We start from the raw sequence: 26,680 nt of genomic DNA, 5'->3' as shown, positions 1-26,680 counted from the left end.
ATCGATCAAGGCAGCGCGATTGCGAATGCAATCCAATCTATTTTTCTTATCACACGGACCGAGAATCGCGACGCAAACGCTCAACGCACCGCCTCGCCGAACCGCGCGACACCCCACCCTACCTCATTGATTTTGCGGTACTTTCCAATTAATGAACCGCTCCAGATCGCGTCCGCAATTCGACGCACCAGGCAGAAAGTTTCGCAAAGCTGAATTTGATCGCACGTCTACCCGGCCGCGCCACGTCTTCTTTCCCCTACCACGCCCGCCTGTATTGAATCGGCGCACCGGGGTCGATTGCGGCGCGCTTCCAACGGCCCCTATTTCGTCGGTCGCCGACAGTGTCCGCCATGAATTGCGCCGCCGTGACGAGCATGGACCTCAGCGGCGTCACCGGCGGAACGGTCACCATTACGTCGGCCACGGTGCTTCCCACGGGCACTGTCGTGGGACAGAACGCGCTGCCAGCAGCCAAGTGCGATGTGAAGGGGACAATCGGACCGGGTGCCTCGCTATTCGAGTTGCAACTGCCGACGCAAGGCTGGACGCAACGCTACCTGCAAGCCGGTTGCGGCGGACTGTGCGGCAACCTCTCTGTCAATGCGCCAATGGCCTTGACCTGCGTGCCCGTCACCAATGGACAAATCGCAATGGCCGCGACCGACATGGGTCACGAAGGTGGCAACGACGGCTCGCGGGCACTCAACCCTTAAACAAAGATCGATTTTGCGTATCGTGCGGAGCATGCCCCTGCACAGGTATCCAAAGCAATCATCGACAAGTTCTACGTGCGGCCAGCGAAGTATTCGTACTTCGACGGTTGTTGCGATGGCGGTAGTGAGGCGTAGATGGAAGCACAGCGTTTTCCGGACGATTTCGACGGTATCGCAGCGGGCGCGCCCGTGAACGGCCTCATCGTGCAGAACACGTTCCATCACGCATGGCCCGCAGTGATCAACGTCGATCCGGAGACCGGCATGTACATTCTGCTCGCGAGCAAATTGCCACTGATCCACGCTGCCGTGCTGCAAGCGTGCGTTAGCATCGACGGCGTGGCGGACGGCGTCATCGACAATCCGCAGGTATGCCACTTCAATCCGCAATCCATGCTGTGCGCAAAAGGCCTGACGGCATCCACCTGCCTCTCCCAGGCGGAAGTGAATGTCGTACGCCAGATTCATGACGGTGCGACCGATTCGAACGGCGTCCACCTCGAGCAAGTAGTCTCGCGCGAATGAGGCGGCAATGGCCCGAACATGTTCGACATCGTGACGTCGGTGATGGCGTGGGCGGAGACCGGCACCAAGCCCGGCAAGATCGTCGCCTCGATCGTGAAGACGAACGGTTAAACGACGCGCACGCGCCCGGTGTCCCGTATCCGTCGGTGGCTCATTACACCGGCTCGGGCAGCACGGACGACGCCGCCAACTTCGTGGCCGCCACGCCGTCATCGGATCCGCGCATCGACCTGCATTGGATCGGTGAGTGGCTCTATTGACCGGGCTACGAGTCAGTGTGTCAAACGCAGGGCTCGCAACGGGTTTGCAAGGAAGGCAACAACTGGAGCAGCTACCGCAAAGTACCGACTCGCTGGGACAGCAACTCGCAGTGTTGAGGCTGCCTCGCTAACGTGACAGCGCTTCTGCTATCCGCGCCTCAGCGCGAGGCGATGCGGTAGCAGAAGTTCGTATCAGCACTTTCACGAAGCGCGGCCCCGATCGCCTGCGAACGGTCTATGCGCCAAGCCTGTAGTTGTTTGGATCGACAACAATCATCTGGCCATGTGGCGCATTGCGGTATGCCTCGAGATCGAATTTAACCTTCTGCTTGTCCGGATCTAACTGATTACCCATCAGGACTATGTTTTTCTGGTGATCGTCCGTTGCTACGCCCTCATTCAATATCGGAAGACGGAAGACCCCGTCCTTGTCCTTACCGAAGAACTGGAAGGTGCACAGACCAGTTTTCTTCGAATAAGTAATCGCGATAGCGCGATCGAACATACGCATCGGCTGGCCGGTCGATGGCCAGCCAAACATTTGCGGAGCTCGCGATACGAATGTAATCGAATCCGCGTTCGTCCCTTTCAGAACCTCTTTCAGATAAGGCGTTGCGGCTGCAGCAAGACTTTGGCCACGCTGCTGGATGGCCTGACCATAGTAGTCCGCCACAGCCGGGTCACCTCGCTCGCCTGGCCTCAGATCGCCCCGCGGCGGTGAGCCGGGCTTGTTTCCGTGAGATAGCTCGAATCTCTCGATGGCAGGCCGCATGGCGGGCGTGTAGAACGAGGAGAACCAGTTGATAATTGGTGTCGCGTTGAGTGCAGCTTTTACATACTCTCCATGGACGACGTCGGCTTCCGCAGTCCGCCCTTGCGCTCGCAATTCGGCTTCCTGCTTCCGCAGGTCTTCGGCGTGACCAATCTCGGCGAAATTCGGAAATAGCAAGGGAACAAGGGCAGCCGGAGGAAAGGCAAACGAAGCAGCCGTCGCGAGAAGGCCACCGAAGAGCTGCACGGCACTATTGCCTACGTTCCATTTCGCCTGCTCGTTTTCGGGGTGAGCAATCAGGGTCTTGATATCGGACGATAGCTGCGCAACAGATGGTGCAAGCCCGATCGCCGTGCCGAGAAGCGACAGCGTTTTCCCCGTCAAGGCAAGCACCTCATTGCCGCCGAGATTGATCGTGGCGGCTACGTCGCCAGCGCTGCTAATAGAGTCGGAGGCGAGTGTCAGCCTGTTCATCTGACTTGGATCGCCTTTTAGATTGGAGCCGCTTGATGCCAGCGCGAATGCATCGATTACCAGCCAGTGGCCATTGGCCTTTACGGTGGACGGGACGGCCGGGCGCTGAGGCTTGAACGAGGGCACGCCAATGTGAGGAGCTTGAGTAGTCTGGGTAGACCTGGTTCGGGAGGGAGACGTGACCTGTATTTCGCTATCTTTGCTAAAGACCCTTGTTTGACTGCTCTGATCCTCTTTGGTCGGGAGGGAGCTTTGAGTGTTACGGTCCTGAGTCTTCACATTCGCCTGCGATCCTTGATCTGTCCGCGGCAACACAGTTTGGGATCCGGCATGATGCCTGGGTGTCGGTTGAATTCCTTCTCGAGGACTCCGCTTCCTTGGGTCGTATAAAGAAGCAGAAGTCTGCGGGATCAACTCGCGGGCGTTTGACGGTGCCGTCTGTACCTGCACATTGTGGCTGGTCGTTGCAGTCCGCGTTCCGACGGAGGACCTGGACGAGACCGTTTGAGTCGCCGTGTCAGTCTTCGATGAACTGCCTGTTTGCACGGTGGCATCGTGCACATCAGCCCCTGTTTGCGTTTTGCTATTTTTTACTCTCGCCTCGGTTTGCACAGAGCTATCTACCGGTCCGGACGAGTGAGTCTGAACGGACTGCTCCTGTCGGGGAACGCGTGCGAGCACGCCTTTGTGCGAGACTTTTGGCTTTGCCTGGTTTTCGGCATCCGTTGTTTCCCGCCGCTGCGTCTGGGTTTCTGCATCCTGTCCGTGCGAATGAGCCTGAGTCTTTTCGCTGACGAGCTGTATGTGCGTTTGCGTTCCCTTTTCATCGCTGCTCGACGAGGTTGTCCTGTTGCCCGCGATATCTCCACCGTTCGTACCAGTCTGACTCGAGCCAGCGCGCGTGGAAGTCGACGTTTGTGTCGCCTTGTCAGAACTGCCGGTTTGCGTCTGCGTGTGGGCAGGCAACTTATCCTGCCGCTCGGTCTGCGAGCCGGTCGACTCGGGCGGCGGCGTTTGCGTATGCGCCTCGCCAGTCGCAGGTTCAGAAGTTTGAGCGTAGCGTGATTGGGGGGCCGGCTTGAAATGAGTCAGCTCGATTTCCTGTATTGCTCCTGAATCCACCAGCGAATACGCTCCATGGCTTCGAGCCCCGTATGCGAAGTTACGCACGCTTGCTCCCTTATCAGGCACCCTTGCATAGTCGATTGTGAATCCCGCCACATTCCCCAACGCCTTGGCCGCCTGCAATCCCAGCAACGTTTTGTCTCTGTCACTATGGGGGATCGCTCTCCTGCCCAAGTGCCTCCAGAAACCGGCGGAAATTGGCCGCGATCCCATTGCCGGAATGTCCCACACGATGTGACTGCATCTGTCTCGACGGCATGGAACTGCTTCCGGCTCCGGCTCGCCTGCCGTGCAGAGCATCCCAGACAAGCATGAAGCCGCCGGCTTTAAAGTTCAGACTGTTGGCATTGGGTGTCGTGATTGGTGGAGAGACTGGCACATTTTGCTCAGAGTTTCTATCTTTGTCGGGCAGCACCGGAGCTGCTTCTCCTACGGGTTGATCAGCCCGATCAGTAGACGAACTGTCGTCATATTCCTGCCTAGATGGCGTACTCGAAGTCGACGTAATCATTTGATGGCCTATGAATCTGCTGTGTGAGCCATCATTGCAGCACGCCCTGGCAACTTCATGTCATGCACCTGTATCGCACGCGCTTGTTCTGCACTCACCCGCTCATACAGTCGTAACTCAGATCAGGATCATGAAAACATTCCCTTGCATATCTATGTAATGCACGTGACGTCCACTATCACCCTGGATGATTTGCAGCCGGTCAGCAGACGCATCCGGCGAAAAAAAGCCCGCTTTCGCGGGCAAACCTTCTCAACACGACACGCAACCACTTCAACCCTTCGTCGCCCCGAAAGTCAAACCGGCGACAAAATGCTTCTGCATCGCAAAGAACATCGCCACCGAAGGCAATGCCGCGAGAATCGATCCCGCCGAGACGAGATTCCACGCCGTGGTCCACTGCCCTTTCAACGCGGCTACGCCCACGGTAATCGGCGCTGCATCGTCACCTTGAGTCAGACACAGCGCCCAGAAGTAGTCGTTCCAGACGAATGTGAACACGAGAATCGCCAACGCCGCGAGCGCCGGCCGGATCAACGGCAGCACGATCTTGAAGAAGACCGTCCATTCATTCGCGCCCTCGATGCGCGCCGCTTCGACCAGCTCGAATGGCAACTGCTTGATGAAGTTGCGCAGAAACAGCGCGCAAAAACCAGTCTGAAACGACACGTGAAACAGAATCAGCGCGCTGACGGTATTGAACAGACCGAGTTGCAACGACAGATCTCGCACCGGAATCATCAACACCTGCACCGGCACGAAATTGCCCGCCACGAAGGTCGCGAACAAAGTCGAATTGCCGCGGAACCGATAGATCGCCAGAGCGAAGCCCGCCATAGCCGCCAATGCAATCGAACCCACCACGGCAGGCACCGTGATCAACACGCTGTTCCAGAAGTAATGCAGCATCGGCGACGTGGTCAGCGCCTCGCGATAATTGTCGAACATCGCGAAGTGCTTCGGCCATCCCCAGTAGTTGCCCTCGCTCAACTCTTCTGTCGAACGCACCGATGTGACGAGCACCGCGATCATCGGCAGCAGCCAGATCAGCAGCGCGACCGGCAGCGTCAATTTGTACATGCGGCGAGTGGCCGGCTTCCATTTGTCGATGGGAATTGGAAACATGGTCGGCTCCTTATTGCTCGGCGCGCAGCATCCGCCGCAAGTGATAAACGATGTACACCAGCATGATGGCGAACAGCACGACCGCCACTGCCGCCGAATAGCCGATGCGGTAGTACTTGATCGCCTGGTCGTACATGTAATACGCGAGCACGGTCGAGCTTTCGAACGGACCGCCGCCCGTCATCACCGAGATCAGATCGAAACTGCGCAGCGCGCCAATAATCGTCACGACAATCGCCATGAACGTGGTCGGCCGCAGTTGCGGCAGGATCACGTGCCACAGCATCGACCAGCCGCGCGCGCCTTCCATGCGCGCGGCCTCGATCTGCTCGGCGTTCAGCGAGGTCAGCCCGGTCAGATAGAGAATCATGCAATAGGCGGTTTGCGGCCACAGCGCCGCGAACACGATCCCGAACGTCGCATAGCGCGGGTCGCCGAGTACCGGCACGCCGTGGCCGAGAATCACGGCGAGCAGGCCGAAGGTCGGGTCGTAAAACCACGAGAAGATCAAACCGACCACCACGCCCGACAACACGAACGGCGCGAAGAATAGCGATTTGACGATACGGATGCCGGCCACCGCCTGATTCAGATACAACGCGACGGCGAGTCCCATCGGCGGAGCGAGCAGGAACAGCAGCAGCCAGATGAGGTTGTTCTTCAGTGCGGTGTAGAACGTCTGCGCATGAAACAGCTCGACGTAGTTCGCGAGTCCGACGAACGACGGCTCGCTCATTCCGTCCCAGTTGAAAAAGCTCAGGCGGATGGTGGAGAGGATCGGCCACACCACGTAGATAGCCACCATCACGCAGGCCGGCGCGAGGAACAGAAAAGCGGCGCGCCGCTGCCGGCGCGCGGTGGGCGACGGACCGCGCCGCCGCGAACTGGCCGGCTTGCCTCCGCGCACGGCGCCGCCCGGCGTGGGCAAGCCCGGGCCGCCGGGTTCAGCGGGACCGCTCACAGTGTGACGGGTGACGGAATGCGACACGATCGTTCTCCTGTCGACCAGAGTTGGCGCTTTAGCGCCTTACTCTGGTCCCATGCAAAGCTATTCATGGAGTTAGCGCTTCAACGCTAACTCCGATTCCTATAAAGCTCAATGCAACGGAAGGCGGCCTCGCGGCCGCCGCCGCTTACTTCTTGTAGATCCGCCTGCGCGTCTGCTCGAGTTGCGCGAGCACATCGTCGAGCTTCGTGGGGTCGGAGATGAACTGCTGCATCCCCTTCATGCCTTCGTCGGCCATTTCCTTGGTCATGTCGCGATCATAGAACTGCGCAATCCCGCCCTTGGTGTTCGCAAGGATCTGGAAGCCGATCCTGGAGATCGGATCTTCCGGTTCCGGCGACTTGCTATTCGCCGACAAAGAGCCCAGACCGGTCGCCAGCTTCGCGCCGATTTCCGGCGTCTCGACGAACGCCAGGAACGTGTGCGCATCCGCCTTGTTCTTCGCCTTCGACGGAATATGCAGCGACTCCACCGGGCCGTCTTCAGCAGTCGGCACCTTTGCGTCGATGATCGGGAACTGGAAGTAACCCATTTCCGGCTTCACATTCGGCGGGAAACCGGCGGTGATGAACGTGCCCATCAGCATCATCGCGGCCTTGCCCTGGAACAGGAACGGCTGCACCGAATCGAGATCGTAGGAGAGCGAGTTGTCGATGAAATAGCCTGCATCGATCAATTGCTTCCACGTCGTGTAGACCTTCTTCACGCGCGGATCGGTGTACGGAATCTCGCCTGCCATCAGCTTCTGATGGAACGCATTGCCGTTCAAACGCAAGTCGAGATAGTCGAACCACCCCGCGAGTGTCCACGAATCGCGGCCTGCCACGGCGATCGGCGTGATGCCGGCGGCCTTCAGCTTCTTGCAGTCTTCGAGAAACTGATCCCAGGTTTTCGGCTCGCCGCTAATACCTGCCTTTTGAAACAGATCCTTGCGATAGAACATGCCCCACGAGTAGTACACGGTCGGCGCGGCGTACTGCTTGCCCTTATACGACGAAGCCTCTTTGGTCGATGCATACATCTCGTTCCAGCCGTTCTTCGCCCAGTCGCCGCTAAGGTCTTCGAACAGGCCGCGCTGCGCGTAATAGGCCATGCGTTCGCCGTCATGCCAGTTGACGATGTCGGGCGCGACGGTCGTCAGCCAGCCGGGCAATTGCACCTTGTACGCTTCTTCGTCGACGAACGACACTTTCACGTCGATGCCGGGATGCGCCTTCTTGAAGTCGTCGATCACCGACTGCCAGACAGCGCGCTGGCTCGCGCCCTTAAACGCGATATTGGCCGTTAGCGTGCCCGCCTGTGCCGTGCTGACGGCAGACGTCCCCACCGCCGCAGCGGCCAGCGCGAGTGCCAACAGAATCTTGCGTGGTTTCATTTTCATGTTGCCTGTCTCCTTGATTCCTTGATTTTGCGTCGTTGTGTTACTGCATGGAATTTCGTTGGACACTGCGTCGGTGCATCAGGTCGCCATCATGATCGATAGACGGCCACACCCTGCGGTTCGATCGCGCGCGAACCGAACACAAGGGCGTCGTCGGCTACGCCGCTGAGCGTGTGCGTTTCGTCGCCGTAGTTGAACACATAGGTCAGCGCGCCGCGACGGCTCACTCGCACGCTGTCGCCGAGCGGCATCGTTTCGAGCCCCGCTTCCTGTGCGATCCGCGCAAAAAGACGCACCGTGAGCGCGTCGTCGAACAGACTCGCGAGGTAATGGAACGCGCCGCCTTGTACATACGCGGGATGGCCGTCCGCGAATCGGGCCCGCACGTCGAGCGATTGCGCCGCATCGGTGTCGATGAAATCACGCCAGTGACGGGCGAAACCGTCTGCTTCGCCAGCACTTTCGCCGTCAGCGAGCCGCACTGCTTCAGTCACGTTCGGCCGCATCGATTCGACCCGCCACACGCGCAACGGCAACACCGAAGTCAGCGCACCAGGCGGCAGGTTCGCCGGAATCTGCAAATCTTTGGTCTTCGAACCCGTGCGCGGACCGAGCACGACCTGCGCACCCGAACTCGCCAGACGCTGCGCAAACGCCTCGGGCACGACCGGCAGCGGCGGCACGACGATCAGGCTATAGCCGTCCAGCGGCGCATCCACCGGCACGACATCCACGTCGAGCCCAAGCGCACGCAACGCCGAGTAATACTCGAAGGCGAAGCGCGGATAGTGAAAGTCCGCTCCCTGCGGGTGAATCTCGAAGAGCCACTTCGCCTCGTAGTCGTAGACGAGCGCGACTTTCGACCGGACCGCGGCGTCGGCATCGGCATTCGCGGCGAGCACCGTGCGAATCTCGCCGGCAACTTGCGACGCTTCGTTGCCGCCCACGTCCAGACGATTGTCCGGCGTGTTCAAACCTGCATGCATCTGCTCCTGCGCAAACGGCGCCTGACGCCAGCGGAAATACGACACGCAGCCCGCGCCATGCGCGAACGCCTCCCAACTCCACAGCCGCACCATGCCCGGCAGCGGCGCCGGATTCCACAGCGCCCAGTTCACCGGACCCGGCTGCTGCTCCATCACCCAGAACGGCAGCTTCGACATGCCACGATAAACGTCGTGATTGAACGACGCGAAGTCCGGATGCCCGCTGCGCAGCCAGCGCGCTTTCACTTCCGGTGCGAACCATTGCTCTTCGAGCGCGCCGAGCGGATAACTGTCCCAGGTAGCCACATCGAGATCGGCGGCGACCTTGTAGTGATCGAACTCGGTGAAGAGTTGCATGAAGTTGTGCGCGACCGGCCGCCCCGGCGAATGCGCGCGGATGATCTCGACCTGCATGCGGTTATAGCGCGCCACTTCGTCAGAGGCGAAACGCCGGTAGTCGAGGCGATGCGAAGGGTGCGCTTCCGTCACGGTCGCCACCGGCGCGTCGATCTCGTCGAAGCTGCGGTACTCCATGCTCCAGAACACCGTGCCCCACGCGCGGTTCAACGCGTCGATGGTTTGATAGCGCGCTTTGAGCCACTCGCGAAAGCGCCCGACAGCCGCCGGCGAATAGCTGACCACCGTGTGATGGCAGCCGAACTCATTGTCGGTTTGCCAGTAAGCGACAGCCGGATGCTTACCGTAGCGCTCGGCCACCGCCGTGCAAATCTTCTGCGATGCGGCGAAATACGACGGCGACGAAAAGTCGTAATGACGCCGCGAGCCGAACGCGCGCGGACGGCCATCGGCGCCGACCGGCAGAATGTCGGGATGGCGGTCGATCAGCCACTTGGGCGGCGTCGCGGTCGGCGTGCACATCACCACTTGCAGGCCGGCCGCGCCGAGCACGTCGATCGAACGGTCGAGCCAGCCCCAATCGTATTCGCCCGGCGTGGGCTCAATGCGGCTCCAGGCAAATTCGGCGATCCGCACCTGCTCGATGCCGAGGGCTTTCATCCGGCGAGCGTCGTCTTGCCACATCGACTCCGGCCAGTGTTCCGGGTAATAACAGACTCCAAGGCGCATCCGAATGTCCTCTATGCGTAGTGTTCGACGGATTCGAGCGAAGCGGCGGCAAAGCCGTCTTCGGTAAATAAATGGCAGGCGGCACGGGGCACGCGCAAGCTCGCGCGCTCGCCGGGTGCGAGGCGCGTATTGCCCGGCGCTTTGGCGACCAGCGCGGCGCCGCCGGGCTGATCGAGGTGGACATAGCTGTGTTCGCCGAGTTGTTCGACGAGCGAGACGGTGCGTGTCAGCACGGCGTCGTCCGGCGCGACGGAAGACGGATCGACAAATTCCAGATGCTCAGGGCGCACGCCGAGCGTGACCGCTTGCGAGGTTTGCAGCCCCGCGCCGTTCACCGGCACGCGCACAGTCTCTTGCGTGTGATCGAGCGTGATGGTGACGCCTTGCGCATCCAGGGAAGCGACCCTTCCCGGCAAAAAGTTCATGCGCGGCGAACCGATGAACCCTGCGACAAAGCGGCTCTTCGGACGGTGGTACAACTCGAGCGGCGCGCCGATCTGCGCGATGCTGCCGTAACGCTCGGTGTCCTTGCCGGCATGCAGCAGCACGATCTTGTCGGCGAGCGTCATCGCCTCGATCTGGTCGTGCGTCACGTAAACCACGCTGGCTTTGGCAAACTGCTTGTGCAACCGCGCGATCTCGATGCGAGTCTGGCCGCGCAGCGTGGCGTCGAGATTGGAGAGCGGCTCGTCGAACAGAAATACACCCGGCTCGCGCACAATGGCGCGGCCGATCGCCACCCGCTGCCGCTGGCCGCCCGACAGCGCCTTGGGCTTGCGTTCGAGCAGCGCTTCCAGTTGCAGGATGCGCGCGGCTTCGCGCACTTTGCGGTCGACTTCATCCTTGGGGGTTTTCGCGAGCTTCAGCCCGAACGCCATGTTCTCGAACACACTCATGTGCGGAAACAGCGCGTAACTCTGGAACACCATCGCCACGCCGCGTTGCGCGGCCGGCACGTCGTTCATGAGTTTGCCGCCGATCGAGAGGTCGCCGTCCGTGAGGTCTTCGAGTCCGGCAATCATGCGCAGCAAGGTCGACTTGCCGCAGCCGGACGGACCGAGAAACACGCAAAACTCGTTTTCGCCGATCTCGAGATCCACGTCGCGGATCACCGGCGCGCCCTCGCCATACGCCTTCTGCACGCCTCTTAACGAAATGCTCGCCATTGCATCGACTCCGTGATTTAATCGGCTCGAAGTCGGAGATTAAGCGCTTAATCAGAAAGGCCGAAAAAATCGATCGCTTGGGATCGTTTGGGCCTTGCCTGTCTCCGAGATCGTTTTATCTGTGCGACAGATGGTGCCGCGCCTTGGCGCGCGATGCAAATGTCGGGCAGTCGTCCCAAATAATGAAAACATCATGCCCACACTCAGCGAAGTCGCGCGTCATGCCGGCGTCACCCCGGCGACGGTATCCAACGTGCTGCGCAATCGCGGCCGGGTCGGCGCGACCACCCGGCAGCGCGTGCTCGAGGCCGTCGAAGCGCTCGGCTACCGTCCGCATCTCGCCGCTCGCGCCCTTGCCGAAGGTCGCGCGCCGACGCTCGCGCTGATGGTGTCGAGCATCGCCAATCCGTTCTATCCGGAGTTCGCGCTCGCCGTCGAACGCGCGGCGCGCACGAGCGGCCACTTCGTGATCATCTGCAATACGAACGAAGATCCGCACACCGGCCGCGCGTATCTCGACCAGATTGCCGGCACGCTCTCCGAAGGCGTGCTCGTGACGAACGCGAACCTCGATCTCGCTGATCTTCATACGACCGAATCGCGCGGCACGCCGGTCGTGCTGTGCATGTGGGAACGGCCTAACGAGCCGCCGGGGTTGCCGTGCGTCGCGGTCGATTTCCGGCGTGCCGGCGAACTGGCGGGCGCGCATTTGCTGGAGCTCGGCCATCGGCGGATCGGCGCGATTGTGGGCAGCAAAGCGTCGGGCATTCATGCGGCCCGTTACGAAGGTTTCGTCGATGCACTGCGCGCCGGCGGCGCGCCGAAAGGCCGTGTCAAACATGCGGCCGATACGATCCAGGGCGGCTACGAAGCGGCACGCGCGCTGCTCGAAAGCGATCCGAAGCTCACCGCGATCTTCGTGACCAACGACCTGCCCGCGCTCGGCGCGATGCACGCCGCCGCCGACCTCGGCCTGAACGTGCCAACGGACCTGTCCGTGATCGGCATTACCGACATTCAACTCGCGCGCGAATCGCGCCCCGCGTTGACGACGGTCGCCGTGCCGACAGTCGAAGTCGCGGGGCTCGCGGTATCGCTATTGCGTGAGCTGATCGAGTCGTCGTATGGACAGGCGGGTCGCCCAACGACCAGCGTGCCGATGCGCATCGCCTCGCCGCCCGAACTGGTTGTGCGTGCATCCACGGGCGTGCCGCGTTCGCGCTGATGTGGCCGTAACAGCATCGCGGACGTTACGTAGCGAATCCTCGCTACGCGCGCGCCGCCTTCCTCATGCGCTGCCCGCAATCGCCCGCCGCGCGCGGTCCAGCAGGCTGCACACAGCATTCATCCACGATCCATGCAGTTGGCACGGTCCCTGCATTAACTCAGGGAAAGGCCGAGCGCCGCGACGACCCACAGGCCGTCCGCGCTCTCCAACCGGCCGGGCCAAGGCCGTAACACGCATGGATATTCGAATGATTGCCGATCTCTCGCTGGATGCCGACGTCGCCGAACAAACTCAACAAACCTTGGGCGCCGACTCAAACTTCGCGCAGCGCCATCCCTTGCAAATTGCCGTGTGTCTGCGCCAACTGGTGGCCGGACAGGACTTCGTCACGGTCGAATTCGGTGGCCGGCAAATCGTCACGCAGATACTCGATGTCGACTCGCGCAATGCGCGCTTCGTCTTCGATGCCGGCAGCGTGGCCGATGACAACGATGCATTGCCATCTGCCCGGCAATTGACGTTCCGCAGCCTGCCCGGCGGCATTCGCACCGAGTTCACGACGTTCGATGCCACGCCGACTCAGTTCGATGGACTGCCGGCTTTCGAAGCGCCCTTGCCTACCGTGCTCCACTACGTTCAACGCCGCGAGTTCTTCCGCGTGCAAACGCCCGTGCTCGACCCGTACATCGCCAGCGGCCGGTATGCGGATGGCGGCTCGTTCCGCCTGGAGTTGCTGGACCTGTCGCTGGGCGGCATCGCGTTGAAGACCGCCGACGAACGCTTCGGCTCGCTCGAACGCGGCACGGTGCTGCGCGACGTCGCATTGCAACTCGGCGGCTTCGGCATGCTGCGACTCGATCTGGAAATCGTCGCGCCCCGGCAGGTGAGCACGGCGAAGGGCGATCGACGCTTTGTGATCGGTTGCAAGTTCGTCGCGACGCCGGGCCCTGCCGAGCGCACCTTGCAACGCGTGGTCACGCAACTCGAAACGAGGCGGCAAGCGCTCACGCCGCGCCGTTGAGCCGATTCGTCACGGACATCGTCATAACCGCGATGTCCGCACACTTCAGGGTCCGCTGAATACCCTCGCGACGCTAAAGATTTAGCGTCGAGAAAACATCAATCAGCTTTCAATAAGCCTTCATTCGAGCCAGGACTTTCCCCAAGCCCGAACGCTCGATCCCGCACCGCACTAATCCGTCAAATCCCTGCCACATAAGGCGCTCAGCCCTCCGGCAGCTTTCCGTGCGCAAACTTTCATGCCGATGATTTCCTTGACGCGAGCCGACGCGCCTGCTGTACTAAATCAACCAAAGTGATTTAGGCGGCGCGAAGCGACCGGGCTAAAAGTCGTTTCGAACCGCCTTCATCTCGCGGCAGATCGCAAACCAGGTTGCCAGCACGCAGCGTTCGCGCAGGCAACCGCCAGTACCACAACGTCGTTGCCAAAAACCGGAGGAGCGTCCCATGAATCTGAATTCCCGCAGGCTTCCTGTCGCCAGGAAAATCGTGTCGATGTGCGTCGCCGCATCGGCGGTATGGTGTGCGAGCGCGAGCCAGGCGGCTGACCAGCCGGTTGTCGGCCTCATCACCAAGACCGACACCAACCCATTCTTCGTGAAGATGAAACAGGGCGCCGAAGCGGCTGCATCGAAAGACGGCGCGAAGCTGATCACCGCGGCCGGCAAGTTCGACGGCGACAACGCGAGCCAGGTCACCGCCATCGAAAACATGATGACAGCCGGCGCGAAGGCGATTCTGATCACGCCGAGCGACACCAAGGCGATCGTGCCGAGCATCAAGAAAGCGCGCGCCGCCGGCGTGATGGTCGTCGCGCTCGACACACCCACCGATCCGCAAGACGCCACCGACGCCCTCTTCGCCACCGACAACTTCAAGGCCGGCGTGCTGATCGGCAAATACGCGAAAGCCGCGCTCAACGGCAAGCCCGCGAAGATCGCCACGCTCGATCTCGCGCCCGGCGTCTCGGTCGGCGTGCTGCGTCACAACGGCTTCCTGGAAGGCTTCGGCGTGAAGGAAGGCGATCCGTCAGTGGTGTGCAGCCAGGACACCCGCGGCGATCAGGCCAAGGGCCAGACGGCGATGGAAAACTGCCTGCAGAAGTCGCCCGACATCAACGTGGTCTACACCATCAACGAACCGGCGGCAGCGGGCGCTTACCGCGCGCTGAAAGCTGCGGGCAAGGACAAGAGCGTGATGATCGTCTCGATCGACGGCGGCTGTGAAGGCGTGCGCAACGTCAAGGCCGGCGCCATCGCCGCGACCTCGCAGCAGTATCCGCTGAAGATGGCCTCGCTCGGCGTGACGGCCGGTGTCGAGTACGCGAAGACCGGCAAGAAAGTCTCCGGCTATCAGGACACCGGCGTGACGCTGATCACCGACAAACCGATGGCCGGTATCGACAGCAAGGACACCAAGTTCGGCCTCGACAACTGCTGGGGCAACAAGTAACGCGCACTGAATAGGGCGGCCCGATTCGCCGGGCCGTCATCGGATTTGCCGCGTGGCCCGAGCGCCACGCTTCTGCATCGAGGTCATCCATCATGTCGACTCCTTCCGCGCCCGCCGGCCACTCGCGTTCGTTCGCCGAACGCATGCCATCGCTTGCCGAGGTCGGGCCACTCATCGCACTGGTACTGGCTTGCGGCTTCTTCATTTCGCAGAGCAGCCGCTTCCTGTCGTTCCAGAATCTCTCGCTAATCCTGCAGCAAACCATGGTGGTCGCGGTCATCGCGATCGGCCAGACGCTGATCGTGCTGACCGGCGGCATCGACCTGTCGTGCGGCATGGTGATGGCGTTCGGCTCGATCATCATGACCAAATTCGCGGTCACGCTAGGTGTACCGCCGGTGCTCGCGATTCTCTGCGGGGTTGGCGCGAGTGCGCTGTTCGGCGCGCTCAACGGCGTGCTGATCACGCGCATCAAATTACCGGCCTTCATCGTTACGTTGGGTACGTTGAATATCGCGTTCGCTCTCACGCAGATCTATTCGAACGCCGAGAGCGTGTCGAACCTGCCGGACGCGATCATGTTCCTGGGCAACACCTTCAAACTCGGCCCTGCTGATGTCACGTACGGCACCGTGCTCACTTTGCTGATGTATCTGGCCACGTGGTTCGTATTGCGCGACACGGTGCCGGGCCGGCATCTCTACGCGCTCGGCAATAACCCCGAGGCCGCGCGCCTGATGGGCCTGTCGTCGCAGAAAATATTGCTGACCGTGTATTCGCTGGCCGGCGCGATCTACGGCATCGCCGCACTGCTGTCCGTCTCGCGAACCGGCGTGGGCGATCCGCAGGCGGGGCAAACCGAGAATCTCGACAGCATTACCGCGGTCGTGCTCGGTGGCACAAGTCTGTTCGGCGGACGCGGCTCGATTTCCGGCACGCTGCTCGGCGCGTTGATCGTGGGCGTGTTTCGCAACGGCCTGACATTGATCGGCGTCTCTTCGGTCTACCAGGTGTTGATCACCGGCATGCTGGTGATTCTCGCGGTGGCCGCGGACAAACTTTCCCATCGTCGCGGTTGAACAGTCAGAGGAATCCGTCATGTCTACCCCTACTTCCGCTTCTTCCGCGATGCCCGTTCTCCAGGCGCGCGGACTCATCAAACGCTACGGCAATGTGACCGCGCTCGACGGTTGCGATTTCGAAGTGATGCCCGGCGAGATCATGGCCGTGATCGGCGATAACGGCGCGGGAAAGTCGTCGTTGATCAAGGCACTTTCCGGCGCCACGGTGCCAGACGAAGGCGAAATTCTGCTCGACGGCAAACCGGTCAAATTCCGCAGCCCGCTCGATGCCCGCGCGCAAGGCATCGAGACGGTATATCAGGAACTCGCCGTGGCGCCGGCCATGAGCATCGCCGAAAACCTGTTCCTTGCGCGCGAACTGCTGAAACCCGGCTGGCGCGGCTCGATCTTCAAGATGATCGACAAGCGCCGCATGCTGGACGAAGCGACCGCGCATATGAAGGACTTGCAAATCGGCATCCGCTCGATGCGCCAGGCCGTCGAAACACTTTCGGGCGGCCAGCGTCAGGGCGTGGCCGTGGCGCGCAGCGCGGCGTTCGCGCGGCACGTGGTGATTCTCGACGAGCCGACCGCCGCGCTCGGCGTGAAGGAAGGCAACATGGTGCTCGAACTGATCCGGCGCGTGCGCGATCGCGGCCTGCCGGTGATCCTCATCAGCCACAACATGCCGCACGTGTTCGAGATCGCGGACCGCATTCATATCCAGCGGCTCGGCCGGCGCGCGGCGCTCGTGAACCGGGCGGACATCCACATGTCGGAGGCGGTGGCGATCATGACCGGTGCAAAGGAAGCAGACGTCAAGGCGATTGCATGATGCGCGCATCCTGCTGAGCGGGCGCCCGCCATGGAAACCACCGGCACCCGCTCGCCCCTCAAACGCACGGTCGGCTCGAATCAGGTCGGCATGCGGCAGTTCAACGAACGCATCGTGTTGCAAGCGATCCGCTTGCATGGGCCGCTGCCGAAAGCCGACGTGGGCCGCCTCACGCGTCTTTCGATGCAGACCGTGTCGATGATCGTCGAGCGTCTCATCGAAGACGGCCTGCTCGAAAAGCAGGCTCGCGTGCGCGGCAGGATCGGCCAGCCGTCCGTGCCGATCGCGTTGCGCGCGCAGGGCGCGTACACCATCGGCATCAAGGTGGGACGCCGCAGTCTCGACGTGCTGGCGATGGATTTTGCCGGCCACGTGGTGCACCGCGATGTCTTCGACTACGCGTATCCCGATCCACGCACGCTGTTTCCCGCGCTCGAAAACAAACTCGCGCGCGTGAATCAGACACTCGGCGCGAAGGCCAGCCAGGTGGTCGGCGTGGGCGTCGCGGCGCCTTTATGGCTCGGCGGCTGGCGAGACTTTCTCGGCGCGCCGCCCGACGCGCTGGAAGCGTGGAACGAGATCGATCTGCGCTCGCGCATCGGCACCATGACGGGCCTGCCCGTCGAGTTCGCCAAAGACACCACGGCTGCCTGCGCCGCCGAACTGGTGATGGGCCAGGGGCGCGGCATCCACAATTTTCTGTATCTGTTCGTCGGCACGTTTATCGGCGGCGGGCTCGTGATCGACGGCCGTCTGCACGGCGGCCCGCACGACAACGCGGGTGCGGTCGGCTCGATTCCGTTGCGCGAAGGCGGCGCGCGCAAACCCGCGCGCCAGCTGTTGCACGCGGCGTCGGGCTTCGTGCTCGAAAAGCTGTTGACCGATGCGGGCGCGCCGGCTGCGGCCGCGCACGATCATCGCGCACTGTCGCCCGAACTGTGGCGGCACACCGAGCAATGGCTCGACAGCGCGTGCCCCGCGATCGCCACTGCGTTGACCAATGCAGCCGCCCTGCTCGATCTCGACGCGATCGTGATCGACGGCGAACTCGACCGGCAACTGTTGCGCGAAATCATTCGCCGCACCGAGCGCGTGCTCGATCGCTTCGAATGGGAAGGCATGGTGCGTCCGCAATTACTGGAAGGCGCGATCGGCGCCGATGCGCGCGCGATGGGCGGCGCGATTCTGCCGCTCTATGCGCATTTCGCGCCGGTGCATGAGCTGTTCCTGAAGCCGGCGGCGGAGACGGTTTATTAGGCGCTGCCGGTGTGATGCATCTGCGTCGACACCGGCACGCTGCGCCCGATGCTCATTGCGCGGCAACCTTCGTAACCGAAGCCGTCTTCACAGGCGTCTCATTCAGCAACGGCTGCAAGACCGGCGCCAAAGACTTCAGCAACTGCACCGACAGCGCGCTCGTGAACTCGTAATGCGCGGCATACGGTTCATGCACCCACGCGGTCAAGGTGCCGTAGAACCGGTCGCCCATCGCGAACACAAAGGTCGCGCTACGGTTCACCTTGCGCGACTCGATCAGCCGCGCGCCTTTGGCAAACACATTGAAGCGCTGATCGCCGGTACCGGTCTTGCCGTACACCTCGAGCGTCTGGCCATCGGGGAACGTCATGCCTTGCGCGAGACGCTTCGCCGTGCCGCCGGTCACGACATCGCGCAACAACACTTTCACCGTGCTCGCGATTTCCGGCGACAACTGCGGCTCGGGCGCCACCGCCGCGCGTTTGAAATGCGTTTCGTACGGAGTGTCTTTCGCGAAGTCGAGTTGCGTGAGGCTTTCCGTCGGCACCTTGTTGCCGTTATTGGCGACCACGCCGATCAATTGCGCGAGCGCGGCCGGCCGGTCGCCCGACGCGCCGATTGCCGCGGCATACGAAGGTGTGAGCGTCGCGAACGGATAGCCGAGCGCCTGCCATGATTTGCCGATGGCGTCGTAGGCACGCAGTTCGACCATGCGTTTGATGCGGCGGTCTTGCGTCGCGTGATAGCGCGTCTTGAAGAGCCACGAATAAGTCGACAGACGTACCTCGCGGCTCGCGCTCTGGATCTGTTCGAGCGTCGCATCGGGATGCTCGCGCAGATAGTTGAGCGTCCACAGTTCCAGCGGATGCACGCTCGAAATATAGCCGCGATCGTTCAGATTGAAGCGGTCGATCGCGTATTTGGCGTACAGGTTAGCCAGGTCTTCGTCGTCGAGTACGGAGGCGGCGGGCGTGTTTTTCAGCGCCGCGCGCATCTTGAGGTTGAACCACGCATTGGACTCGTCCGGCGCGACGCTGCGCAACACCGTCGCCACCTTGGGCGGCGATTTGCGCACGCCGAGCAGCAGCAGCGACAAGGCCTGATCGGGTGTCTTGCCGTGATACTTCGTGTAGAAACGGTTCATGTACACGCGGCTTTCCTGATCGGCGAAGCGCGTCAGATACATCTTGCGCATCTCGGGATCGCCCAGCCATTGCGCCGACGGCCCGGTGGTCTGCACCATTTCGTAATGGACGATGTCGCGCATCAGCCGCACGAACACCAGATTCACCGAATGCTGGAACGCGCGGTGCACGGTCAGGATGCGGCTGTTGTCGTCGGATTCGAAGTTGTTGAAGGTCTGCGCGCCGCCGCCCGTGTAGAAAGTTTCGCCGGGACTGGCCGAGTATTTTCGCTCCACGGCCGCGTCGAGCATGGCTTGCAGCGAACGGTCCGAGGTGTGCGCGAAATAATCGAGCGACCAGCGCGTGAGTTGATCGTTCGGATCGTACTTCACGGCTTTCAGCTCCGCTGTGCTCAGCGGCGCATAACGCTTGTGCAAGTCGGAGACGATCTGCAAATACGTCACCACGGTACGCAGTTTCGCCGTCGAACCGAGATTCAGGCGCGCGCCGGAGTTGATGTCGAACGGCTGGTTGACGCTGTCGGTTTGCACCCGCACGAGGTTGGCGCCGTCGCGCCGCTCGAACAGCGTGAAGCTATACGCGATCCTCGAAGGATCGTCCGACGCGCGCAGCATTTCGAAGCCGACCAGACCCGCGGCTTTCGCGCCGTCGCGCGTGGCGGCAGCGGCGAGCCGGTCGCTCACGGCTTGCTGAACGGCGTTGTTGAGCGTGCCATTCGCCTGTAGATCGAGGCGGTCGAGTTCGTAGAAGCTCGGAATGTTGAGCGCGGCCAGAAGATGCGAGCGCATGGACGTCACCGCCTTGCGCGACACGAAGGAATCCGCACTGGCAGTTTTGACGGGCGCGCGCTGCAAATCGACCACCGCTGAGAGCGCGGCGTCGCGCAACGGGACCGACACAATGCCGCCGTTCGCCAGCAGCCGCAGATAACTGTCCGTCAGCCGCTCAAGTTCCTTGTAGCCGTGATGCAGGAAATACGACGGCGCACGTTGCGCGATCATCAACGAAAGCACCTGCCGGAATGCGATGCCCTGCTCCGGCAGATTCTGTTCGGTCGACGGAGCGATCAGGACGCGGTTGACGTCGTTGAAGTCGCGGCCATACCAGGCGGCGAGACCGTCGCCAATACCGTTGATTTCGCCGATGCCCGGCTGCGCGGCCAGCGGCACCGAGTTGAGATAGTGGACCACGATCTGCTGGCGCGCCGGCATGGTTTGCGGGCCATTCAGATAAGCGCGCACCGAAGCCGAGGCGATCTGCCGCAATTTCTCCGGCGGTGTCGCCGTGCGGCCGCCCGCGGAGTGGCGGAATTTTTCGATCTGCGTGGCGAGAGTGCTACCGCCGGGCTGCGACTGATGGTGATTGAACACGCGCACGCCCTGATCGGCCAACGCGCGGCTAAAGCGCCCCCAGTCGATGGCGGGATTGCGGTTCGGCTGGTTCGGATCGAGCAGGTAGCGGTCTTCGATAAACAGCAGCGAATTCACGACCAGCGGCGGAATCGCATCGAAGTCGTCGTACACGCGGCCGGGAAACTGCGCGGCGAACAGCGGCGCGCCGGTGCCGTCGAAGAGTTGCAGGCCCGCGCGATCTTTTTCTTCGTACGGCAGAAAGAGGCCGTTATCCGCCAGCGACAGCATCCGCTCGGAATCGCGCGCCTGGGCGGTGATTTCAAAGCCGCGTTGCAGCAGACGCTGCTGGATCGACGGTAGCAACGCGTAGCCCAGACGGCTGTCGTAAGGGCCTTTGTCGGCTTCGGGAAAACGGATGGAATGACTAGGACCGTCGGCGACGGAGAAACCCACGTCGCGAGTCAATTCGGAGAGATAGTGCGCCTGCAATCGCGAGGTTTCGATCTCGTTCTGGCAAAAGCGTGCCGCCAATGCCAGCGCGAGCAAAAATGCCGCGACCAGCGCCCATTTGAACCATTTGCGCACAGACGCCACGCCTGTTGCGCGAAACGGTAACCGAACCAGCGGCCGATTCATGCTGCTCTCCCCGAGCGGACGCCGGTTTCTTCTGGCCCGGCGCACCTTCAAAGCAGTGTAGCGCGGAACGTGAAGCTGCGATCCGTTCGGATTTACCCGAGAGTGTCGCGGCTACAACACCCGTTTGCGAAGCATGGCGCGGCGTGAATCGCCATGCGATATTCAGCGTCTTTCCTGTGATGAAAAACCGCCGCTTCAGGCGGTTTTTTGCTTTCTCGCCGGGTGTTCCGGCAACCGCCCTTGCGCCGGTTCGATCGGCTGCGCGCACAGCAATTCGATGAACTGTTCCGCCGGCGGCGACAACACGCCGCCTTTGCGCGTGACGATGCCAAAAGTCTGCGAAGGCGACTTGAGCTTGACCGGCACGAGGCGCAGCATTTTTTGCCGGACGAATAAGGCGGCGATCGCCGTGGGCAACAGCGAAACCAGATCGTGACTGCTTTGCAGGAGCGCCACCGTCACGAACGTCGAGGCCGTGGAAACCGGGTTATCCGGCATTTGCAGACCGGCCAGATCCATCTCGCGTTCGAGCAGCGCGTGCAGCGGCATATGCGATGGATACATGACCCAGCGGTGGCCCGCCAGATCGCGCAGTTTCACCTCTTTCTTCGGCAACGGCGGATGGCCGTAGCCGACCACCACCGAGAGCGGTTCATCGCCGAGCGGACGATAGTGATATTTCGACGGATCGGCCGCCACCGTCGCGCGGCCGATCACCAGATCGAGCCGGCCGTCGTCGAGTTGCCGCAGCATGCGCGCGCTCGTGTCTTCCACCACTTCGACGGAAAGACCCGGTTGCGCGGCATGCAGCTGATTCAGCGCCGGCACGACGCACTCCGGAATCGCGCCCATGATCGCGCCGATCGCGAGCCGCCCGCCACGCCCGGAACGTATCTCGGCGACGTCCTGGCAGAGCGCGGTGAGATCGGTCGTCATGAGGCGCGCGTAGCGGATCACGCAATGGCCGAGCTGGTTCGGGATCATGCCGCTTTTCGAGCGCTCGAAGAGGGGTGCCTCGAGCATCGACTCCAGTTCCTGCAAGGCCTTGCTGGCGGCCGACTGCGTCATGGACATGGCGCCGGCGGCTTTGTGCAGCGACTTCAGGTCGTCGAGGGCGATCAGCAATTGGAGTTGCTTCATGCGCAGCTTCGACAGCAGGACGTTGAGGGTGTCTTTCATGGCGGATCGGATTGCAGCGTAGGTGAGTCGCAAAAGCGATCACAAGATGGAAACAATTCAATATACCTGCCGTGTTCAGCGCCGTATAGTCGGCTGAGTTGCATGGGACCGGAGTAAGCGCTAAAGCCAACTCTGGTCGACATGCCGACATTCCAACGCCAACGAGACACCCATCACCATGACGCAGTCATCTCATCCCGCCGCGATGCGCGGCGTGTTCCCCGTCGCGCCGACCATCTTCGACGACGCCGGCCGGCTCGATCTCGAAGGCCAGAAACGCTGCATCGACTTCATGATCGACGCGGGTTCGAACGGGCTGTGCATTCTGGCGAACTTCTCCGAGCAGTTCGCGCTCTCCGACGACGAGCGCAACACGCTCATGCACGTCGTTCTCGAACACGTCGCGGGCCGCGTGCCGGTGATCGTGACGACCACGCATTTCAGCTCGTACCAGTGTGCCGAGCGCAGCCGCAGCGCGCAGGCCGCGGGCGCCGCCATGGTGATGGTCATGCCGCCGTATCACGGCGCGACCATCCGCATCGGCGAACGTGGTATTTACGAGTTCTACCGCACGGTGTCCGACGCGATCGGCATCCCGATCATGATTCAGGACGCGCCGGTCAGCGGCACGCCGTTGTCCGCGCCGTTTCTCGCCCGCATGGCGCGCGAGATCGACAACGTGTCGTACTTCAAGATCGAAGTGCCGCAAGCGGCGAACAAGCTGCGCGAGCTCATCGAACTGGGCGGCGACGCAATCGTGGGTCCGTGGGACGGCGAAGAGGCGATCACGCTGATGGCCGATCTGGATGCGGGCGCAACCGGTTCGATGACAGGTGGCGGCTACGCCGACGGCATCCGTCTGATCGTCGATGCCTACGCGGCCGGCGACACCGAGGCCGCCGCCGCGCACTATCAACAGTGGCTGCCGCTGATCAATTACGAAAATCGCCAGGGCGGCCTCGCATCGTGCAAGGCGCTGATGAAGGAAGGCGGCGTAATCCGCTCGGACGCGGTGCGCCATCCGTTGCCGCAAATGCATCCGGCCACGCGCGAAGGATTGTTGAAGGTTGCGCGGCGGCTCGATCCCCTGGTGCTGCGCTGGGGTCGTTAAAGCTCGCCTCGAAGCAGCCAGGCGCAAATTGAGGCGGCAAATACCGCACGAACGCATTAGCCCATCCCGGTCCGGGTAGTTGCCGACGAATCGTCAACCGCCCGGACCTGGTCTCAGGAATGAGCCGCGCACCCCGCACTTCGTTACACCGCCCGCGACGCCTTATTTCCTGCGGCATCGTCTGGCTCCGTTGCCGGCCTGTGGTTTTCGTCAGGCTAGCGCAACGGCCCTGCTCCCACTCACACGCACCCCGTGTCCGGACCGTCCTGCAAGCGCCACGTAGCGCGCCCTATCGTCGAGGCGCAAGCACACGCAACGCGGGGCTCTGCAGCCACATACGCAAACCACTTCCCAATGGATGCAGGCCGACGAAAAAAAACCACATACAAGCTGGCGGCGAAGTTGAGTAACATAGGCGCGCAAGCTCACCCTAACTGCCTCCATGACCGCCAATCCTCGAGAACTGACGCCGGAAACGCTCGCCGAACTGCTCGAACGTGTCGCCAAACAAGATGGCGCAGCGTTGCGCGAGCTTTATGATCTCGCCGCCCCGAAACTGTTTGGCCTCGCGCTCCGTATATTGAGCAGGCACGAGTGGGCCGAAGAAGTTTTGCAGGACAGCTTCGTCAATATCTGGCGCTTTGCCGGCGACTATCGCCGCGCATTGTCCGCCCCGATGACGTGGATGTCGGCGATCGTCCGCAACCGTGCTCTCGATCACCTGCGGCGGGTCAACACGCAGGAAACGGAATGGAGCGATGCGTTGGACGATCTCGTGGCGACCGGCGACCCGGATCCCGAAGCGCTGAGCGCGGTCAGCCTGCAGGCGCGTTTGCTGGCCGGCTGCATGCAGCAGCTCGAACCCGCGCAACGCCAGGCGGTTGCCCTCGCGTATCTGCGCGATCAGAGCCATAGCGAGATCGCCGAAGTGCTGAGCGTGCCGCTCGGCACTATCAAGTCGTGGATCCGGCGCGGCCTCGCCAAGCTGAAGACCTGCCTGGGAGGCGAGTGATGAATCTGCATCGCTATCCTCAGCTCGTCGATCTGCTGGCCGCCGAATACGTGCTCGGCACATTGCGCGGCGGTGCGCGGCGGCGCTTCGAACGCTACGCGGACCATGACACGACGATCCGCAAAGCCGTCGAGCAATGGCAGCGGCGCATCTCGCCGATGGCCGAACTCGCCGAGCCGCGCATGCCGCCGGCCGCCGTCTGGGACGCCATCGAACGGCGACTCGGCCTCACGGCCACGCGCGAGGCAGCGCGTCCTCGCACCGTGGTGGAAACACCCGCGCGGCCATCGCGCAGCATCTTCGAAAACCTGGCGTTCTGGCGCGGCTGGGCGCTCGGCGTCACGGGCCTCGCAGCGGTTGCCGTGGTGGTCGCCGTGCGCTCGCTGTTGCCGTCCGCCACGCCGCCTGTCACGGCGCCGACCGTTGCTCAGCAACCCGAAACGGCCGTGTCGCATGTCGCCGTGCTGAACAACAAGGACGCGCATCCGGTCATGCTGGTCGCGTGGGACGAGGCGCATTCGACCATGTCGGTGCATCCGCTCGGCAAGGTCGAGCTGCCCGCCGGCCGGGCGATGGAACTGTGGGGCATTCCGGCGAGCGGCCATCCGGTCTCGCTCGGCATGCTGCCGGACAGCGCGAACGGCAAGGTCACGGCCGGCCAGCAGAAGCCGGAGAATTACGCGGCGCTGGCCGTGTCGATCGAAGCGCCGGGCGGCTCGCCCGATCACAACGCGCCGAGCGGTCCGGTGGTGTTCACCGGCAAGCTGTTGCCGGTGTCGTAGGCGTTGCATGATTAGCCGGAGAAGGCCGGCATTCGCTCGACGTGAATGCCGGCCTTGTTTTCATGCGCGCATGCACTTCCCTTTCACGCCACGGCTGGACGCGAGCGCGCGATTGCCGCTACCCTAGCCGTATGCAAAGCTTTTACGAAGCCACTGTCACCCGTTCTTCCGCCTATGCGCCGCTGGCTGGCCGGCGTGCCGCCAATGTCTGCGTCATTGGCGGCGGTCTGGCGGGATTGTCCACCGCGTTGGGACTCGCCGAACGAGGCGTCGCGGACGTCACCGTGCTCGAAGCCCGGCAAGTGGGCTTCGGCGCGTCCGGCCGCAATGGCGGGTTCGTGTTCGGCGGCTATAGCCTCGATTGCGCCGATCTGCTCAAAACCCTCGGCGCCGTGCGCGCTCGCGAACTCTATACGCTGACCACCGACGCAGTCGATCTGATGCGCAAGCGCATCGCGCGCTATCACATCGACTGCGACGCGACCGACGCCGGCGTAATCCTCGCCAACTGGTTCGACGAACCGGCTCGGCTGGAATCGCAGCGGCGTCTGATGCGCGATTCGTTCGGCGTCGAGTGGGAACCGGTGGCGGCGCAGCAGCTTGCTTCGCAGCTGAAAACGCGCCGTTATCACAGCGGTCTGTTCGAGCGCAACGCGTTCCACTTTCACCCGTTGAAGTATGTGCTCGGCGTGGCTAACGCCGCGGCGCATGCCGGCGTGCAGATCCACGAGGATTCGCCGGTCGTGCGTCTCGAGCGCGACGGCGCCGGCTTCGTGGTGCACACGCAGCACGGTGTGCTCGACGCGCGACACGTCGTGATGGCGGGCGGCGGTTATGCGCGCCGCGTCTATCCGCGGGTCGAACGCGCGGTGCTGCCGATCGCCACCTACGTGATGGCGACCGAACCGCTCGGCGCGCGTCTGCAAGATGCGATCGACACGCGCGCCGCCATCTACGACACTCGCTTCGCTTTCGACTACTACCGCCCGCTGCCCGACACGCGCATTCTGTGGGGCGGCCGCATCTCGGTACGCGACCGCGAACCCGAGGTGATCGCGCGACTGTTGCGGCGCGATCTGCTGAAGGTCTATCCGCAGTTGCACGGCGTACGGATCGACTATGCGTGGGGCGGCCTGATGAGCTACGCGCGGCACAAGATGCCGCAGATCGGCCGCAGCGCAGATGGCGTCTGGTACGCGGTCGGCTTCGGTGGACACGGCATGGCGCCGACCACCGTGTCCGGCGAACTGCTGGCCGCGGCGATTGCCGGGGAGCGTCCGGTGCCCGAGGCGTTTGCGTCGTTCGGCCTGACGCCCGCTTACGGCGCGCTCGGCCTCGCCGCCGCGCAACTGACCTACACCGCCATGCAGACGCGCGACGCGCTCGCCGCGCGTCGCCGGCCTGCCGTTTGACCTCGGCCAACGCGCCGCCGCTCATGCCCGCGCGCAGGCTAAAAGGCCAATTTCGCCATGCTAGAATG

18 protein-coding genes and 1 pseudogene are annotated in these 26,680 nt (G+C 62.5%); 11 read left to right on the top strand and 8 right to left on the bottom strand.

Annotated features, from left to right (window positions below; genetic code table 11):
* Nucleotides 1-347 precede the first annotated feature (347 nt).
* Nucleotides 348-1,615: pseudogene (locus BPHYT_RS37470) on the top strand (tannase/feruloyl esterase family alpha/beta hydrolase); the annotation flags it as partial.
* A 118-nt stretch (nucleotides 1,616-1,733) separates the two neighbouring features.
* On the opposite strand, the gene BPHYT_RS38330 reads toward BPHYT_RS37470, so the two are convergent.
* The 6 genes from BPHYT_RS38330 to BPHYT_RS22760 all read right to left on the bottom strand — a co-directional run bounded on the left by BPHYT_RS38330 (nucleotide 1,734) and on the right by BPHYT_RS22760 (nucleotide 11,130).
* Complete coding sequence (locus tag BPHYT_RS38330; RefSeq protein ID WP_148225141.1) at nucleotides 1,734-4,100, bottom strand: hypothetical protein; 2,367 nt, start codon at nucleotides 4,098-4,100, stop codon at nucleotides 1,734-1,736.
* A gap of 553 nt (nucleotides 4,101-4,653) precedes the next feature.
* Entirely contained in the window at nucleotides 4,654-5,505 is an 852-nt protein-coding gene (locus tag BPHYT_RS22780; protein WP_012426475.1) for a carbohydrate ABC transporter permease, read from the bottom strand.
* Nucleotides 5,506-5,515: 10 nt separating this feature from the next.
* The gene (locus BPHYT_RS22775; RefSeq protein ID WP_012426474.1) at nucleotides 5,516-6,493 is read right to left on the bottom strand and encodes a carbohydrate ABC transporter permease; all 978 of its coding nucleotides are present in this window, start codon (nucleotides 6,491-6,493) and stop codon (nucleotides 5,516-5,518) included.
* A 145-nt stretch (nucleotides 6,494-6,638) separates the two neighbouring features.
* The gene (locus tag BPHYT_RS22770; protein ID WP_012426473.1) at nucleotides 6,639-7,892 is read right to left on the bottom strand and encodes an ABC transporter substrate-binding protein; all 1,254 of its coding nucleotides are present in this window, start codon (nucleotides 7,890-7,892) and stop codon (nucleotides 6,639-6,641) included.
* An 89-nt stretch (nucleotides 7,893-7,981) separates the two neighbouring features.
* Entirely contained in the window at nucleotides 7,982-9,964 is a 1,983-nt protein-coding gene (locus BPHYT_RS22765) for a beta-galactosidase (protein ID WP_012426472.1), read from the bottom strand.
* A gap of 11 nt (nucleotides 9,965-9,975) precedes the next feature.
* Nucleotides 9,976-11,130, bottom strand: coding sequence for an ABC transporter ATP-binding protein (locus BPHYT_RS22760; protein ID WP_012426471.1), 1,155 nt, complete (start codon nucleotides 11,128-11,130; stop codon nucleotides 9,976-9,978).
* Nucleotides 11,131-11,323: 193 nt separating this feature from the next.
* On the opposite strand from BPHYT_RS22760, the gene BPHYT_RS22755 reads away from it, so the two are divergent.
* The 6 genes from BPHYT_RS22755 (at nucleotide 11,324) to BPHYT_RS22730 (ending at nucleotide 17,983) form a co-directional block, all read left to right on the top strand.
* Nucleotides 11,324-12,355, top strand: a complete 1,032-nt coding sequence (locus tag BPHYT_RS22755) for a LacI family DNA-binding transcriptional regulator (protein WP_012426470.1) — start codon at nucleotides 11,324-11,326, stop codon at nucleotides 12,353-12,355.
* 250 nt (nucleotides 12,356-12,605) lie between these two features.
* Nucleotides 12,606-13,379: a flagellar brake protein gene (locus BPHYT_RS22750; RefSeq protein ID WP_012426469.1), complete on the top strand. Its 774-nt coding sequence runs from the start codon at nucleotides 12,606-12,608 to the stop codon at nucleotides 13,377-13,379.
* Between the two features lie 446 nt (nucleotides 13,380-13,825).
* Nucleotides 13,826-14,830, top strand: coding sequence for a sugar ABC transporter substrate-binding protein (locus tag BPHYT_RS22745; protein ID WP_012426468.1), 1,005 nt, complete (start codon nucleotides 13,826-13,828; stop codon nucleotides 14,828-14,830).
* Nucleotides 14,831-14,922: 92 nt separating this feature from the next.
* Complete coding sequence (locus BPHYT_RS22740) at nucleotides 14,923-15,909, top strand: ABC transporter permease (RefSeq protein ID WP_012426467.1); 987 nt, start codon at nucleotides 14,923-14,925, stop codon at nucleotides 15,907-15,909.
* Between the two features lie 19 nt (nucleotides 15,910-15,928).
* Entirely contained in the window at nucleotides 15,929-16,726 is a 798-nt protein-coding gene (locus BPHYT_RS22735) for an ATP-binding cassette domain-containing protein (protein WP_012426466.1), read from the top strand.
* 30 nt (nucleotides 16,727-16,756) lie between these two features.
* Nucleotides 16,757-17,983, top strand: a complete 1,227-nt coding sequence (locus BPHYT_RS22730) for an ROK family transcriptional regulator (protein ID WP_012426465.1) — start codon at nucleotides 16,757-16,759, stop codon at nucleotides 17,981-17,983.
* A 52-nt stretch (nucleotides 17,984-18,035) separates the two neighbouring features.
* On the opposite strand, the gene BPHYT_RS22725 is transcribed toward BPHYT_RS22730, so the two are convergent.
* Both BPHYT_RS22725 and BPHYT_RS22720 read right to left on the bottom strand, forming a co-directional pair.
* Entirely contained in the window at nucleotides 18,036-21,116 is a 3,081-nt protein-coding gene (locus BPHYT_RS22725) for a transglycosylase domain-containing protein (protein ID WP_012426464.1), read from the bottom strand.
* A 195-nt stretch (nucleotides 21,117-21,311) separates the two neighbouring features.
* Nucleotides 21,312-22,295: a LysR family transcriptional regulator gene (locus BPHYT_RS22720; protein ID WP_012426463.1), complete on the bottom strand. Its 984-nt coding sequence runs from the start codon at nucleotides 22,293-22,295 to the stop codon at nucleotides 21,312-21,314.
* Nucleotides 22,296-22,473: 178 nt separating this feature from the next.
* On the opposite strand from BPHYT_RS22720, the gene BPHYT_RS22715 reads away from it, so the two are divergent.
* The 4 genes from BPHYT_RS22715 (at nucleotide 22,474) to BPHYT_RS22700 (ending at nucleotide 26,612) form a co-directional block, all read left to right on the top strand.
* Nucleotides 22,474-23,406, top strand: coding sequence for a dihydrodipicolinate synthase family protein (locus BPHYT_RS22715; RefSeq protein ID WP_012426462.1), 933 nt, complete (start codon nucleotides 22,474-22,476; stop codon nucleotides 23,404-23,406).
* A 442-nt stretch (nucleotides 23,407-23,848) separates the two neighbouring features.
* On the top strand, nucleotides 23,849-24,418 hold the full coding sequence (locus BPHYT_RS22710; RefSeq protein ID WP_012426461.1) for an RNA polymerase sigma factor: 570 nt from the start codon (nucleotides 23,849-23,851) through the stop codon (nucleotides 24,416-24,418).
* Nucleotides 24,418-25,200 carry an anti-sigma factor gene (locus BPHYT_RS22705; RefSeq protein WP_012426460.1) on the top strand — a complete coding sequence of 261 codons (783 nt, stop codon included), beginning with the start codon at nucleotides 24,418-24,420 and terminating at the stop codon, nucleotides 25,198-25,200. The genes BPHYT_RS22710 and BPHYT_RS22705 overlap by 1 nt, the downstream gene beginning before the upstream one ends.
* 131 nt (nucleotides 25,201-25,331) lie before the next feature.
* Nucleotides 25,332-26,612: an NAD(P)/FAD-dependent oxidoreductase gene (locus tag BPHYT_RS22700; protein ID WP_012426459.1), complete on the top strand. Its 1,281-nt coding sequence runs from the start codon at nucleotides 25,332-25,334 to the stop codon at nucleotides 26,610-26,612.
* Nucleotides 26,613-26,680: the final 68 nt, after the last annotated feature.

Origin of the sequence: Paraburkholderia phytofirmans PsJN, from assembly GCF_000020125.1 — a bacterium.
Lineage (GTDB): Bacteria > Pseudomonadota > Gammaproteobacteria > Burkholderiales > Burkholderiaceae > Paraburkholderia > Paraburkholderia phytofirmans.
Note: the sequence above shows the minus strand (reverse complement) of the source record. Positions and strands in the feature narration are given on the sequence as shown.

Excerpts from the sequence above, each read along its gene's own strand:
- BPHYT_RS22780 (WP_012426475.1), bottom strand. The coding sequence starts at position 5,505 with ATGTTTCCAATTCCCATCGACAAATGGAAGCCGGCCACTCGCCGCATG.
- BPHYT_RS22770 (WP_012426473.1), bottom strand. The coding sequence starts at position 7,892 with ATGAAAATGAAACCACGCAAGATTCTGTTGGCACTCGCGCTGGCCGCT.
- BPHYT_RS22765 (WP_012426472.1), bottom strand. The coding sequence starts at position 9,964 with ATGCGCCTTGGAGTCTGTTATTACCCGGAACACTGGCCGGAGTCGATG.
- BPHYT_RS22760 (WP_012426471.1), bottom strand. The coding sequence starts at position 11,130 with ATGGCGAGCATTTCGTTAAGAGGCGTGCAGAAGGCGTATGGCGAGGGC.
- BPHYT_RS22755 (WP_012426470.1), top strand. The coding sequence starts at position 11,324 with ATGCCCACACTCAGCGAAGTCGCGCGTCATGCCGGCGTCACCCCGGCG.
- BPHYT_RS22750 (WP_012426469.1), top strand. The coding sequence starts at position 12,606 with ATGATTGCCGATCTCTCGCTGGATGCCGACGTCGCCGAACAAACTCAA.
- BPHYT_RS22745 (WP_012426468.1), top strand. The coding sequence starts at position 13,826 with ATGAATCTGAATTCCCGCAGGCTTCCTGTCGCCAGGAAAATCGTGTCG.
- BPHYT_RS22740 (WP_012426467.1), top strand. The coding sequence starts at position 14,923 with ATGTCGACTCCTTCCGCGCCCGCCGGCCACTCGCGTTCGTTCGCCGAA.
- BPHYT_RS22735 (WP_012426466.1), top strand. The coding sequence starts at position 15,929 with ATGTCTACCCCTACTTCCGCTTCTTCCGCGATGCCCGTTCTCCAGGCG.
- BPHYT_RS22730 (WP_012426465.1), top strand. The coding sequence starts at position 16,757 with ATGGAAACCACCGGCACCCGCTCGCCCCTCAAACGCACGGTCGGCTCG.
- BPHYT_RS22725 (WP_012426464.1), bottom strand. The coding sequence starts at position 21,116 with ATGAATCGGCCGCTGGTTCGGTTACCGTTTCGCGCAACAGGCGTGGCG.
- BPHYT_RS22720 (WP_012426463.1), bottom strand. The coding sequence starts at position 22,295 with ATGAAAGACACCCTCAACGTCCTGCTGTCGAAGCTGCGCATGAAGCAA.
- BPHYT_RS22715 (WP_012426462.1), top strand. The coding sequence starts at position 22,474 with ATGACGCAGTCATCTCATCCCGCCGCGATGCGCGGCGTGTTCCCCGTC.
- BPHYT_RS22710 (WP_012426461.1), top strand. The coding sequence starts at position 23,849 with ATGACCGCCAATCCTCGAGAACTGACGCCGGAAACGCTCGCCGAACTG.
- BPHYT_RS22705 (WP_012426460.1), top strand. The coding sequence starts at position 24,418 with ATGAATCTGCATCGCTATCCTCAGCTCGTCGATCTGCTGGCCGCCGAA.
- BPHYT_RS22700 (WP_012426459.1), top strand. The coding sequence starts at position 25,332 with ATGCAAAGCTTTTACGAAGCCACTGTCACCCGTTCTTCCGCCTATGCG.